Below are 12749 nucleotides of genomic sequence, written 5' to 3'. Positions count from 1 at the left end.
ACCCATCAATTGCGAAAGGAAACAACCATGTACATCGCCATGAATCGCTTCAAGGTGCAGAACGGCTCGGAAGAGGCCTTCGAGGACGTCTGGAAAAACCGCGATTCCTCGCTGTCGGAAATGGCCGGCTTCAAGGAATTCCACCTGCTGCGCGGTCCGCTCAACGAGACCGAAGGCTACACGCTGTTCGCATCGCATACGGTCTGGGCGAGCCACGACGACTTCGTCGCCTGGACCAAATCGGAGAACTTCCGCGCCGCGCACAAGAATGCCGGCGGCAGCAAGGTCCACTATCTCGGCCACCCGCAGTTCGAAGGCTTTTCGGTTGTCGAAGGCGCCTGATCAGCCTTGACTCAAATCAGCAATGGCGGCGCGATACAGCGCCGCCATGTCCTCGTCAAAACAGGCGAAGATAATTTCCGTCAGCGGAGTATCGTGCTGAAGAAAATCAGCCACGGTGCCGACAGCGATCCGTGCAGCGCCCTCCTTGGGATAGCGATAGATACCGGTTGAGATCGCCGGAAAAGCGATTGTCCGGCAATTGTTTGCCACGGCAAGCTCGAGCGACTTGCGATAGCACGATGCAAGCAGGTCCGCTTCGTCCTTGCCACCGCCCTGCCAAACAGGACCGACAGTGTGGATCACATGCCTGGCTCGAAGCCGGTAGCCCTTTGTGATCTTTGCCTGCCCGATCTTGCAGCCATTGAGCATCCGGCACTCCAGTGCCAGTTCCGGGCCAGCCGCCCGATGGATCGCGCCATCAACGCCACCACCGCCAAGCAATGACGTATTGGCGGCATTGACGATCGCATCGACCACCAATTTCGTGATGTCTCCGGTTACCACCTGGAAACACGCGCTCATTGATCGATCCTTGACCGAGTTCCGTAGAGGCAGCCTTTAAAAAATCGATGCACCACCGCTATTTGGAAGCGGCGATGCTGCAGGCGCCTGCAAGCTGGACTTTATATTTTTTCACCGAAGCCTGGCAGGATTTGAGCGCCAGCGCTTCCGCCTTCTTCTGCGATGGGGCATTCAGCACAACGCCGCAGATGAAGTACTCTGCGGTACGGTCCATGACCGTTGATGCATAGGCCGAATGCCCGGCAGCGGCGATGTAGTCGTCATACCCCTTCTGGCAGCCTCCGATGGAACCCCAAGGGATATTCACCGGATAACGCTTGTCGCCGACCTTTCCGGCCAACGACCCCGCAAACACGGGACCACACGCGACAAGCAAAGCCACGCCGAGAATTGTTATCCCGCGCCTCGTTGGAAAATGCACGCTAAGCCCCCGCCACTTTGAAATACAAGCCGATCAACGAACTACTGCTTGTAGCGAGCGTTGACCAGTTGAATCTTCAAGGTTTTTCTTTCAGGCGGCCGCGAGCAAACTGGCATTACCACCGGCGGCGGTGGTATCGACACAGACTGCGCGCTCATGCGTATAGGCCGCCGGATAGATCACTTCGCTGACCAACGGCACGATTGGTCCACCCCTGCCTGCAATGGCCTGACGCAGGATGCGGGTGTCTTCGGGCGCACCGGAAAAGGCGACAACGCCGACGGGCAGCGCATCGATGGCACCAGCATCGATGCGTGCGTCGATGGCGGCGATTGGCAGTCCTTTGCCGGTCAGCACGGACAACACGGCCGGCGCACCAGGCGCCACCGCCAGGACGGCATTGCCGGCAGCCAATGCCTGCACTGCCTGCGCCAGCAGCGTATCGGCATCCGGCCCGAGCGCCAGCACACGCCCGCGCGGCGTCAGCGACAGCGTATTGGCCTCACCCGTCGGTCCGGGCAGATCGACCTGGCCGAATTCGAGCCCGGCAGCAGCACCGATGGCGTCAGCCGCCTTGCCGCGCAGATGCCTGCGCAGGATGGCGATACGGTCCGGCCGTGTCGACCAGCCGCCAAGCGCCGGATCCGGTATATTGTCGGCAAGTTCCCTGGCCGAAGCCGAACGCGCTTCGATCAGGGCCGTGCCAGCCTCCGGGCCCTTGCGGAAACGCCGCAGATAGTGCGGACCGCCCGCCTTTGGCCCGGTCCCCGACAGCCCCTCGCCGCCAAATGGCTGCGAACCGACCACGGCGCCGATCTGGTTGCGGTTGACGTAAATGTTGCCGGCGTGGATGCCGTCGACGAAATGCTGCGCCCGGCCGTCAATGCGGGTGTGAAGGCCGAAGGTCAGCCCATAGCCCTTGCGGTTGATGGCGGCGATCACGGCCTCGATCTCGTTGGCGTCGAAGGTGGCGACGTGCAGTACCGGGCCGAACACCTCGCGTTCCATCTCCTCGATGCCTTTGACACGGAACACCGCGGGTGCCACGAACCGGCCGCCTGCCGGGACGCTGAGTTGCGCGATCGCACGCCCCTCGCCGGCCATCTTGGCGCTGTAGTCCTCGATCGATTTCCGAGCCTCGTCGTCGATGACCGGGCCGACATCGGTCGAGATCTGCCACGGGTCGCCGATGTTGAGGGCATCCATGGCACCCTTCAGCATCTCCAGCATCTTGGCCTCGACATCCTTCTGGACATAGAGCACGCGCAAGGCAGAGCAACGCTGACCGGCACTCTGGAAGGAAGAGGCCAGCACATCGCGGATCGCCTGCTCGGGCAGCGCGGTGGAATCGACGATCATGGCGTTCAGCCCGCCTGTCTCGGCGATCAGCATGGCATCCGGCGCCGCCGTCCTGGCCAATTGCCGCTCGATCAGCTTGGCCACTTCGGTCGAGCCCGTGAAGCAGACGCCCGCAATGCGCGGATCGGCGGTCAGCGGCGCGCCGACATTGGGGCCGTCGCCCGGCAAAAGCTGGATCACATCTTCCGGCACCCCTGCCTCGCGCAGCAGTTCGACCGCGCGGTAAGCAATCAGCGGTGTCTGCTCGGCCGGCTTGGCAATCACCGTATTGCCGGTGACAAGGGCAGCGGCGATCTGGCCGGTGAATATGGCAAGCGGAAAATTCCACGGCGAGATGCAGACGATGGCGCCCCGCGCCTGCGTGCCGGTTTCGGCCTGGGTGGCCTGTGCTGCATAATAACGCAGGAAATCCACGGCTTCGCGCACTTCCGCCACACCATCGGCCAGCGTCTTGCCAGCCTCGCGGGTGGCAAGCGCAAAAAACTCAACTGCATGCTTTTCGTAAAGATCGGCAGCACGGGAAAGGATGGCTGCCCGTTCGCCGACCGGCCGTTTTGACCAGGCCGGCTGCGCCTCGACCGCAAAACGCACGGCTGTCGGCACTTGCTTGGCTGCCGCCTCGACGACCGTGCCGACGATTTCAGATGGCCGCGCAGGATTGATCACCGGCCGTTCCTGACCATAACCGGCCGCGCGGGTGATCGGCTTGGCGGTCCAATGGTTGACACCCGCAAAAGCCATCTTGGCTTTATCGATTTCGGTCAACGTCACGATGTCGGTGATGTCCCAGCCTTTGGCGTTGCGTCTGCCGGCGCCAAAGATCGCGGCGGGTTTCGCGATGTTCGGGTTAGCGGCCGATCCTTGCGTCTCGACGCCTTCAAGCGGATCGCGTGCGATTTCTTCCGGCGCAACGTCCTCATCGGTCAACTGGTGCACGAACGAGGAATTGGCACCGTTTTCGAGCAGACGCCGCACCAGATAGGCAAGCAGGTCCGAATGCGCGCCGACGGGCGCGTAGATGCGGCAGCGTGTCCCTTCGGCCTTGCGGATCGCCTCATGCAGTTGCTCACCCATGCCATGCAGACGCTGGAATTCGAAACTGTCGCGATCCGACGCCATCGACAGGATTGCCGCAGCCGTATGCGCGTTGTGCGTGGCGAACTGCGGATAGATACGATCGGTCATGCCAAGCAGCTTGCGTGCACAGGCGAGATACGAGACGTCAGTGTTCACCTTGCGCGTGAACACCGGGTATCCGCTGAGACCGAGTGTCTGCGCGCGCTTGATCTCGGTGTCCCAATAGGCACCCTTGACCAGCCGCACCATGATCTTGCGATCGAGCTTGGTCGCCAGCGCATGCAGCCAGTCGATGGTGAAAGCAGCACGCGGACCATAGGCCTGCACCACGACACCGAAGCCATTCCAGTCAGCAAGTTCCGGATCGGCGAGAACGCGCTCGATGACATCGAGCGAAAGATCAAGTCGGTCAGCCTCTTCGGCATCGATGTTCAAGCCCATGCGCGCCTTGCGCGCGGCACGCGCCAGCGACAGCAGCCGGTCGGCCATCACCGGCAGCATCGTCTCTTTCTGCGCGACTTCATAGCGTGGATGCAGCGCCGAGAGTTTCACCGAGATGCCGTGGTTCAGACGGATATCGTCGCCCTCGGCACCAGATGCCAGCGAGGCGATGGCGTCGGCATAGGCCTTCAGGTAGCGCAATGCGTCGCGTTCGGTGCGGGCGGCTTCGCCCAGCATGTCGAAGGAATAGAGATACCCCTTCTGCGTCATCGACTTGCCGCGCTTGACCGCCTCGGCGATGGTCCGGCCGAGCACGAACTGCTCGCCCATCTCGCGCATCGCCGCCGCCACGGCCTTGCGGATCACCGGCTCGCCCAGCCGCCGTACCATGGCGCGCAATGTACCTTCGATGCCTCGCTCGCCTTCGTCGAGCACGCGGCCGGTCAGCATCAGCGCCCAGGTCGACGCATTGACGAAGATCGAGGAGGACGAGCCGGAATGCGATGACCAGTCGTGCGAGGCGATCTTGTCGGCGATCAGGTCGTCCATCGTCTCGGCGTCCGGGACGCGCAGCAGCGCTTCCGCCAGGCACATCAGCGCCACGCCTTCCTTGGTCGAGAGCCCGTAAGCCGAGAGGAAAACCTCCATCAGCCGCGGATCGGACGATCCGCGCACCGCACGCACCAGATCGGCGGCGCGGCTTGAGATCGCCTTGCGCTCATCGACGGACAGTCCAGTCGCCGCGGCCAGCCGTTTCACGGCTTCGCCTTCATCTGGAAGATAGTTGGCGCGGATCTGCTGGCGGATGGTGGCGAGCGCGGGCATGGCGGTCCTTTGAAAGCGCAGGTTTGAAGGTCCGCCGAACGGGTCACCGGACCGGATGGCGAAAACTAGCACGACACCGCGTTCCTATCGGTCCAAATAACTGGCAAATGCAGTTCATATGAACTATGGATATAACCATTGTCCACACATTGGGCTATGAAATTGACAACAGAAGACCAATTAGACCGCCTCGACCGCAACATCCTTTCTGCGCTGGCCAGAAGCGGCCGGCAGTCGATGTCGGAACTGGCCGTAAAGGTCGGGCTCTCCAAGACCCCGGTACAGGCCCGCGTCAAACGGCTGGAGAAAGACGGCTTCATCAAAGGCTATGCCGCCATCATCGACCGAGAGCGCATGGGGGAAGGCCATGTCGCCTTCGTTCAGGTGAAGCTGTCGGACACGCGCTCCAGCGCACTGGACGCCTTCAACCGCGCCGTGCAGGCCGTCCCCGAGATCGAACAATGCCACATGATGGCGGCGAGCTTCGATTATCTGCTCAAGGTGCGGACCCGCGATATCGCAGCCTACCGGCGCGTTCTGGGCGAGCGTATCTCCGCGCTGCCGCATGTCGCGCAAACCTCGACCTTCGTGGCGATGGAGACGGTGAAGGACCGCTAGGGTCAGAACTCACTGATCCAAAAGATAAACGCAGCAGCGAGTGAACGACCTTATGTCTTTGACGGCTCTCGTATTTAAAGGAATGCCATCCGTTGAACGTCAAGCCAAGCTGCATGACTTTGACGTCGATAGCTACACCGGAGAGATTATTCCTCACGATTCTTCTATTTCAAATTTTAATTGGCAAGATGCCATCTCAACGAAAGTCCAATTCGGAAACATAAGCAACGTCTATTATATTAAAAGTATAGTTCGAAAAGTTTTAAAAAATAAAACGTCTTTTCTTGAGAGACTTGTTCTATATTCTGGCAGCCACGCCGGAGACAAAATTGAGAGTGATCTTTTCGAGGATATACTCCGGGAAGTTGATGTCCTGGAGAAATCGTCCGTCCCTGAAGCAAAGAGTTTTGCCTCTGACATACGCTGCCTGGTGGAGGCAGCGATAAGAGAAGGCAACCCTATCGTTTTTGTTTGAGGGGGAATTCTTTCCACGCAAGGGGTCAGATTTTGATCGAATAGAAGTGCCCAGGGCGGGCAATTCTGTTCCCCGGGTGGCTAAGCTAGCTGCGCCGGGAGTTCATGGCGAAAGCGTTTTCAGGAACGCCACGAGTGCCGCCCGCTCCCGCCCGGACAGTTGCAGCGGATGTACCTCCGAAACGCCTTCGACGCTGGGCGGCGCCTTGGCATAGTGCGCCACCACCTCCTCGAGCGTGCCCAACTGGCCCGCATGCATGTAAGGCGGCCGGTCCGCGACGGCGCGCAGCGATGGCGTCTTGTAGGCCCTGATCAGTTCCGGCTTGTCGCGTACCATGAACTTCAGTTCGCCACAGGCTTCCGCCCCACCATCCCGGTAGGGACCGAGACAGCTGAACGGATCGGCTTCGACCTGGGCGACCGCGTCGATGCGGCCACGATCCGGCGGCAGGTCCGCCACCGGTGGCACCCCGGTGTTGTGGAAAGCGTGATCGGTGAACAGCGGACCGTTGTGGCAGGTCGAACAGCTCGCTTTGCCGATGAACAGTTTCAGCCCCTGGACTTCTTCAGGCGAAAAGACGGCGTCATCCTTCGGCTCCTGCCCCGCGGCAAGTGCCGCCGCGAAACGGTCGAACCGTGTTTCCTTGGGATTGATGGAACGCTGAAAGGCGGCCAATGCCTTGCCTATATTGGCGAACACCCGGTTGATGCCGTCGCGCTGCCCCTCACCCATTCCGTTCCAGGCCGATTGTTCTGCAGCGGAGCCGAGCGGACTGGCATTGGCAGGCACATTGGCAAAATCGGGCAGCGGCCCGAAAATGCGTTCGTAGCGTTCGCCGAACCGCGCCTTGACGTAGCGTGCATAGGCGGTGCGGTTTCCTGCCTGTTCGAGCGGATTTTCCAGCGGCACCAGCGCCTGTGCCCACAGGCTGTCACGGCGACCGTCCCAGAATAGCCAGGGGCTGTAGGCAACACCGGCAAGCGGCTGGGTGCGCCGGTTGGTGCGTCCGACACCCATGCCCTGAGGTAGACCGTCCTGGAACTGCCGGCCGATCTGGTGGCAGGAGGAACAGGCGACCGTACCGGTCGGGCTCAACGAAAAGTCGAAAAACAGGGTGGCACCCAATGCTGCCGCGCCGGGATCGTCCGCATAGCGGTTCGTGGTGTCGGGTTTCAGCGGCGGCAAGGCGCTGAGCGCCAGGCTGGCAATGGTTCTTTTCTCGGCTTCCGAGAATTGCGGCCTGCCACAACCGGCAACGGCAAGTGCCAGCGACAGGACAAGAGCAATACCCAGAACGTTTCCGTTTTTCCCGGAAACGCGGAAACGTTCCGATCCTTCGTTCTTGTGCGCTTCCGGCCGAAAAACCGCTACGCACCTTTCCCGGAATTGCGCTGGAAAACGCTTCATGCTCACAACACGATGTTGAACACCACGGTATCCGATCCGGCGGGGGCCGAAATGCCCAGCTTCAGCTGCCACCAGCCGCTCATCGAGAACTTCACACCCGAAATCCGATAACGACCTTCGCCCAGATAATCCGTCATCTGCGGGCTCGTCGGCAAGCCATGCGCATGTTGCGGCATGCCGCCGGCAACCTCGATCGTCGCATTCTCGACAGGCTGGCCCGCGGCAGTCTTCAGCGTCAGTATCCAATCCTGTAGCTCGTTCTGCTTGGCCGCCCCGCCTTGCGGCACGAAGGTCGCGACGAACATGCCCTTCTCGCTGCCCCGCGTCTGTCCGGTTTCCGGTGCGGCGGCGGGCGGCGTGCTGGGCGCAGTCATGTAGACCACAGCCAGAACACCGAGCACGACTGCGACCAGCCCTATGCCCGCAACCAGATAACGCCAGAACGGTGCCAATGGAGCCCCACATCATGCCTGTGAACGTCGAAGATTGCGCCTAGCATCCCGCCCGCCTGTGGGAAAGTGTGCCGGCGGCACAAACGCCTTGAAGCAAGGCGTGGCGCGTGCGTCGACAAAAAGCTACAGCGGATCACTCAGGGAGATGAGGTGATGTCAAAAGGTGTCGCCGCGATCGGCGAATGCATGCTGGAATTGTCTGGCCAGAATGGGCCGGACTGGCGGCTGGGTTTCGCCGGCGACACGTTCAACACGCTGTGGGCGCTGGCCGCGCTCACCGGCGGCTCCGCGACCTATGTCTCCGCCTTCGGCGACGATCCCTTCTCCCAGCGCCAGATCGAATTTTTCGCCGAGAACAACATCGGCGTTGGCACAAGCCCTGTCATTCCGGGAGCGCGGCCCGGCCTCTACGCGATCACCCTCGACGGCGCGGAGCGATCCTTCACCTACTGGCGCTCCGATTCGGCAGCCCGTCAGCTGGCATCAGATACAGCTGCTCTGGAGGAAAATCTGGAAAATCAGTCGCTTGTCTACTTTTCCGGAATCACTTTGGCAATTCTGGAGCCGGACGCGCGCAAGGCCTTGCTCCGTGTCATTTCCAGTGCTCGAGCAGCCGGAAGCCGCATCGCCTTCGACCCCAACTATCGGCCACGGCTGTGGTCGGACCGCGAAACTGCGCAGGTAGCGATCGCCGACGCGCTTGCCGTCAGCGATATCGCTTTGCCCACCTTCCCCGACGAACAGATGCTGCATGGCGACCGCACGCCTGCGGAGACCGCCGAGCGGATCGGCCAATCCGTGCGGGAAGTGATTGTGAAGAATGGTGAGTTTCCGGCCCTGGTTTCCGTTGGTACGGAGCGGCAGGAGGTCGCCGCGATCCACGTCGCCAAACCTGTCGACACCACGGGCGCCGGCGATTCCTTCAACGGAGGTTATCTCGCCGCCCGGCTCATTGGCTTGTCGCCTGCCGACGCCGCTCGGCGGGCTCACCGCGTTGCCTCCAGGGTAGTTCAGGTACGCGGCGCACTCGCCCCGTTTGAGGTGTTGCGGGAAGCGTTCGTCGACTAGACCGGAGCCGGGCTTATTACCCCAGACGGAACCGGTATTCCGTCACGTGATGATAGGTTTCGCCAGGCTGAAGGGTCGCCGGCGGGAAGTACGGCCGGTTGGGGGCATCAGGCCAAACCTGCGTCTCCAAGCACAGGCCCGAAAAGCGGCCATAGCCCAGTCCGCCAAGACCCGGCCCCGCAGACGCAATGTATTCCCCGCCGTAAAGCTGCACCCCCGGCTCCGACGTCCACACTTCCATCTCGACACCGGAGGTGGCGCCTTGCACCCAGGCTGCCTGCCGCATTGTTCCCCTTGCCGCAGCCAGACAGAAGTTATGGTCGTAGATGAATTGCTCGCCCTCACTGCGCATTGCCCGCGCCTGGCGGAAATCGAGCGCTGTCCCATCAACTGGCTGCACGATACCGGTTGGGATCATTTCGGCATCGACCGGCAGATAGGCTCCGGCTGGGATCATCACGCGATGATCCAGAACGTCGCCCGCACCGCCATCGTCGAGATTGAAATAGGAGTGCTGGGTCAGATTGCACACAGTGGCCTCGTCGGCCGTTGCGGTGAATTCCACCGAGAGCGTACCGGGGATTTTCAACCGATAGGTACAGGTCACGTCGAGCGCGCCGGGAAAGCCCATCGTGCCCGCAGGATCGTGCAGGCTCAATGTCACGAAGTCGCGCCCGTGCAGCGAAACCTCCCAGGCCCGACCGGCATAGCCGCCCACGCCGCCATGCAGCGTATGCCTGCCCAGGAAATTGCGATCAGTCTGATGACGCTGACCGGCAAGCCTGAAACGGCCGTCGCGGATACGATTGGCAAATCGTCCCACAACCGCGCCGAAATAGAGAGTGTCCTTTTCGTAGGCCTCGAAGCTGTCGAAGCCCAGCACCAGCGGTGCGTCGTGGCCGGCAAGGCGCAGATCCTGGATGACTGCGCCCCAGTTGAGGATGTTGGCCGAAAGCCCACCGCCACGGATGATGAAGCGGCGGATCGCCTCCCCCGCTTGCGTGGTTCCGAAGAGTTCGCCGTCTTTCATGCAGCTAACGCGGGTCGGCCCGTTTTGCCGGACCGACCCGCTTATCGATCAGAGGCCGAGGCCGCCGATGCAGACATATTTGGTGTCGAGATAGTCCTCGATACCCTGATGTCCGCCTTCCTTGCCCAGGCCGGATTCCTTGACGCCGCCAAATGGTGCTTCCGGGGTTGTGATCAGGCCTTCGTTGACGCCGACCATGCCGTATTTCAGTCCTTCCATGACCCGGAAGGCACGACCGAGATCGCCGGTGTAGAAGTAGCAGGCCAGGCCGAATTCGGTGTCATTGGCAAGCGCGACCGCTTCTTCCTCGGTCGTGAACTTGAACACCGGCGCGACAGGGCCGAAGATCTCTTCCTTCATGAACATCATGTCGGGCGTCGCACCGCTGATGACAGTCGGCTCGAAGAACGAGCCACCAAGGGCGTGCGGCTTACCGCCGGTTTCGACCTTGCCGCCCTTGGCCTTCGCGTCGGCCACGAACTCAGCGGTCTTCAGCGCTGCCTTTTCGTCGATCAGCGGCCCCTGCTGCACACCTTCCTCGAGGCCGGAACCGACCTTAAGCTTGGCAGTCGCGGCCGACAGCCTCTCGACGAACTTGTCGTAGATGCCGGCCTGCACGAAGAAACGGTTGGTGCAGACGCAGGTCTGACCGGAATTGCGGAACTTCGCGGTGATCGCGCCTTCGACAGCGCGGTCGAGATCAGCGTCGTCGAATACGATGAAAGGCGCATTGCCGCCGAGTTCCATCGATACCTTCTTGACCGTCTTGGCCGACTTCTCGATCAGCATCTTGCCGACCGGGGTGGAGCCGGTGAAGGTGATCTTCTTGACCAGCGGATTGAAGCAGAGTTCATCGCCGATTTCGCCCGCTGCGCCGGTGACGATGTTGACCACGCCCTTCGGGAAGCCGACTTCCTCGGCCAGCGCGCCCCAGGCCAGCGCCGAGTAGGGGGTCTGCGTGGCGGGCTTGACGACGGCGGTGCATCCTGCGGCCAATGCCGGCCCCAGCTTGCGGGCCAGCATGGACGACGGGAAATTCCAGGGCGTGATGGCGGCAACGACGCCGACCGGCTCCTTGGTCACTATGATGCGGCGGTCAGCCCAGGGCGACGGCACGACATCGCCATAGGTACGACGGCCTTCCTCGGCAAACCACAGTACATAGGCGGCCGACGAGCCAACTTCGCCGCGCGCCTCGAACAGCGACTTGCCCTGCTCGGTGGTCAAGAGCTCGGCCAGCGCATCCTGATTGTCCATGATGGCATCGTGCAGCTTGCGCAGCAGCTTCGAGCGCTCGAGGGCCGACGTCTTGCGCCAGGTGAGGAAGGCAGTGTGTGCTGCCTCGATGGCGCGGCGGGTCTCGGTGGCACCGGCTTTCGGAACCGTGCCGATCTTCAGGCCATTGGCCGGGTTGGTGACGTCGATGGTCTGGCCGGAATCGGCCTGTACCCATTCGCCGTTGATGAGATTGGCCTGCCGCATGAAATGGCTGGTTTTCTGAAGCATGGTCTAGCCTCCCTTCGGCCGCGCGCGGACCGGTCATGAATAGGTCGATGGGTGTTTTCGGCGTCACTGCCGCAACTGGACCACCGCTCTTACTCCAGAGCCGGCCCAACGATCAATCGCCATCACTCAACCTAAGCACTGGGCCAGCACAAATCCAGCCCTAGCCAAACATCATGGCCGTGACCGCCAGCCAGAACGAAGTCGTGACGACGGCGCAGGCAGTGGCGAGGGTCATCTGGTTGGAAGCAAGCCCTTGCCCTGTCTCGAATTGCACGGCAATCAGATAGGAGTTGATGCCTGACGGCAGCGCCGCCACGAGAACAGCGACCTGGGCGGTCAGTGGCGGCAAGCCTGCCAGCCACACCAGAAGCAGTGTGATCGCCGGCATCACGAACAACTTCAGCATCGAAAGGGCACCAGCCGGACCGATATGGCCAGTGATGCCGAAACGATTGAGCCCGAGCCCCATGGCGAACAACGCCACAGGAGCCGCAGTTCCACCCAGCGCCTCGGCCAACCGCGAAACCAGTCCAGGCAGCGGCACCCCGGTCAACCGCCAGGGCGAGTCCCGCAACGATGCCGATGATGAGCGGATTGATCAGCAGCTTGTGCAGGAAACGCCGCAGCACCCGCAATGGATGCAGCCCCGTCGCCTTGCCGTCGCCGAACAGTTCGAACAGCACGATCGAGGCCATCATCATGATCGGCAGGTGCACCGAGACCAGCAGTGACAACACCTCGAAGCCCTGCTTTCCGTAGACGCCAAGGATGAACGGCACACCAAGCAGCACGACATTGGAATAGGCAGCCGAGACGCCGCCGACGATGCCTGTGCGACTGTCCCGGCCGAACAGGCGCGTGGTGACCAGATGGCCGGCGATCCAGGTCAGCGCCACGGCGGAAAAATAGGTTCCCCACAAAACCCACGGTGCGGAGCCGTGAAAATCGGACTTCACCATCGTCTCGAACAACAGCAGCGGCATGGCGACGCCCACTGCGAACTCAGCCACGCCTTCGGCGCTTTGTGCCTTGAGATAGCCTGTGAGCCCAGCGAGATAGCCCAGCGCCACAAGGCCGAAGACGAACAGCACGGTTTCGGTTAGCGGCGACATCATTTCCCTCGTCGGTCGACTGATAGGAGAGCGGTGCCGGTCCTGCAACAGCCAAGCCCGAGACATCTCTGGCGCACATCCACCGCAGCAGCCG

The 12749-nt window shown here is 61.8% G+C and carries 11 protein-coding genes and 1 pseudogene; 4 read left to right on the top strand and 8 right to left on the bottom strand.

Annotation, left to right across the window (positions count from 1 at the left end):
* Window positions 1-27: 27 nt before the first annotated feature.
* The gene (locus ACFJIU_RS08665; protein WP_379069991.1) at window positions 28-342 is read left to right on the top strand and encodes an antibiotic biosynthesis monooxygenase family protein; all 315 of its coding nucleotides are present in this window, start codon (window positions 28-30) and stop codon (window positions 340-342) included.
* Here ACFJIU_RS08665 and ACFJIU_RS08660 read toward each other — a convergent pair whose 3' ends face one another.
* The 3 genes from ACFJIU_RS08660 to putA all read right to left on the bottom strand — a co-directional run bounded on the left by ACFJIU_RS08660 (window position 343) and on the right by putA (window position 4987).
* Window positions 343-864, bottom strand: coding sequence for an O-acetyl-ADP-ribose deacetylase (locus tag ACFJIU_RS08660; RefSeq protein ID WP_379069988.1), 522 nt, complete (start codon window positions 862-864; stop codon window positions 343-345).
* Between the two features lie 58 nt (window positions 865-922).
* Window positions 923-1204 (bottom strand): hypothetical protein, encoded by a 282-nt coding sequence (locus ACFJIU_RS08655; RefSeq protein WP_379069985.1) that lies wholly within the window; start codon window positions 1202-1204, stop codon window positions 923-925.
* Window positions 1205-1375: 171 nt separating this feature from the next.
* Window positions 1376-4987, bottom strand: coding sequence for a bifunctional proline dehydrogenase/L-glutamate gamma-semialdehyde dehydrogenase PutA (putA, locus tag ACFJIU_RS08650; protein WP_379069982.1), 3612 nt, complete (start codon window positions 4985-4987; stop codon window positions 1376-1378).
* A 156-nt stretch (window positions 4988-5143) separates the two neighbouring features.
* On the opposite strand from putA, the gene ACFJIU_RS08645 reads away from it, so the two are divergent.
* On the top strand, window positions 5144-5605 hold the full coding sequence (locus ACFJIU_RS08645; RefSeq protein WP_379069979.1) for an Lrp/AsnC family transcriptional regulator: 462 nt from the start codon (window positions 5144-5146) through the stop codon (window positions 5603-5605).
* Window positions 5606-5645: 40 nt separating this feature from the next.
* Window positions 5646-6080: a hypothetical protein gene (locus ACFJIU_RS08640; protein WP_379069976.1), complete on the top strand. Its 435-nt coding sequence runs from the start codon at window positions 5646-5648 to the stop codon at window positions 6078-6080.
* 102 nt (window positions 6081-6182) lie between these two features.
* Here ACFJIU_RS08640 and ACFJIU_RS08635 read toward each other — a convergent pair whose 3' ends face one another.
* Together ACFJIU_RS08635 and ACFJIU_RS08630 are read right to left on the bottom strand one after the other, a co-directional pair.
* Window positions 6183-7487, bottom strand: a complete 1305-nt coding sequence (locus ACFJIU_RS08635; protein ID WP_379069973.1) for a cytochrome-c peroxidase — start codon at window positions 7485-7487, stop codon at window positions 6183-6185.
* A 2-nt stretch (window positions 7488-7489) separates the two neighbouring features.
* Window positions 7490-7939 (bottom strand): FixH family protein, encoded by a 450-nt coding sequence (locus ACFJIU_RS08630; protein ID WP_379069970.1) that lies wholly within the window; start codon window positions 7937-7939, stop codon window positions 7490-7492.
* Between the two features lie 153 nt (window positions 7940-8092).
* On the opposite strand from ACFJIU_RS08630, the gene ACFJIU_RS08625 reads away from it, so the two are divergent.
* Window positions 8093-9007, top strand: coding sequence for a sugar kinase (locus ACFJIU_RS08625; protein WP_379069967.1), 915 nt, complete (start codon window positions 8093-8095; stop codon window positions 9005-9007).
* Window positions 9008-9023: 16 nt separating this feature from the next.
* On the opposite strand, the gene ACFJIU_RS08620 is transcribed toward ACFJIU_RS08625, so the two are convergent.
* The 3 genes and pseudogenes from ACFJIU_RS08620 to ACFJIU_RS08610 all read right to left on the bottom strand — a co-directional run bounded on the left by ACFJIU_RS08620 (window position 9024) and on the right by ACFJIU_RS08610 (window position 12655).
* Window positions 9024-10037: an aldose epimerase family protein gene (locus tag ACFJIU_RS08620; RefSeq protein WP_379069964.1), complete on the bottom strand. Its 1014-nt coding sequence runs from the start codon at window positions 10035-10037 to the stop codon at window positions 9024-9026.
* Window positions 10038-10085: 48 nt separating this feature from the next.
* A complete protein-coding gene (locus ACFJIU_RS08615) occupies window positions 10086-11543 on the bottom strand; it encodes an NAD-dependent succinate-semialdehyde dehydrogenase (RefSeq protein ID WP_379069961.1) in 1458 nt (485 codons plus the stop codon).
* A gap of 160 nt (window positions 11544-11703) precedes the next feature.
* A pseudogene (locus ACFJIU_RS08610) lies at window positions 11704-12655 on the bottom strand (AEC family transporter).
* Between the last annotated feature and the right edge of the window lie 94 nt (window positions 12656-12749).

It is taken from the genome of Mesorhizobium sp. UC74_2 (assembly GCF_042701485.1).
Classification (GTDB): domain Bacteria; phylum Pseudomonadota; class Alphaproteobacteria; order Rhizobiales; family Rhizobiaceae; genus Mesorhizobium.
Note: the sequence above shows the minus strand (reverse complement) of the source record. Positions and strands in the feature narration are given on the sequence as shown.

Excerpts from the sequence above, each read along its gene's own strand:
- ACFJIU_RS08665 (WP_379069991.1), top strand. The coding sequence starts at position 28 with ATGTACATCGCCATGAATCGCTTCAAGGTGCAGAACGGCTCGGAAGAG.
- ACFJIU_RS08660 (WP_379069988.1), bottom strand. The coding sequence starts at position 864 with ATGAGCGCGTGTTTCCAGGTGGTAACCGGAGACATCACGAAATTGGTG.
- putA (WP_379069982.1), bottom strand. The coding sequence starts at position 4,987 with ATGCCCGCGCTCGCCACCATCCGCCAGCAGATCCGCGCCAACTATCTT.
- ACFJIU_RS08645 (WP_379069979.1), top strand. The coding sequence starts at position 5,144 with ATGAAATTGACAACAGAAGACCAATTAGACCGCCTCGACCGCAACATC.
- ACFJIU_RS08635 (WP_379069973.1), bottom strand. The coding sequence starts at position 7,487 with ATGAAGCGTTTTCCAGCGCAATTCCGGGAAAGGTGCGTAGCGGTTTTT.
- ACFJIU_RS08625 (WP_379069967.1), top strand. The coding sequence starts at position 8,093 with ATGTCAAAAGGTGTCGCCGCGATCGGCGAATGCATGCTGGAATTGTCT.
- ACFJIU_RS08620 (WP_379069964.1), bottom strand. The coding sequence starts at position 10,037 with ATGAAAGACGGCGAACTCTTCGGAACCACGCAAGCGGGGGAGGCGATC.
- ACFJIU_RS08615 (WP_379069961.1), bottom strand. The coding sequence starts at position 11,543 with ATGCTTCAGAAAACCAGCCATTTCATGCGGCAGGCCAATCTCATCAAC.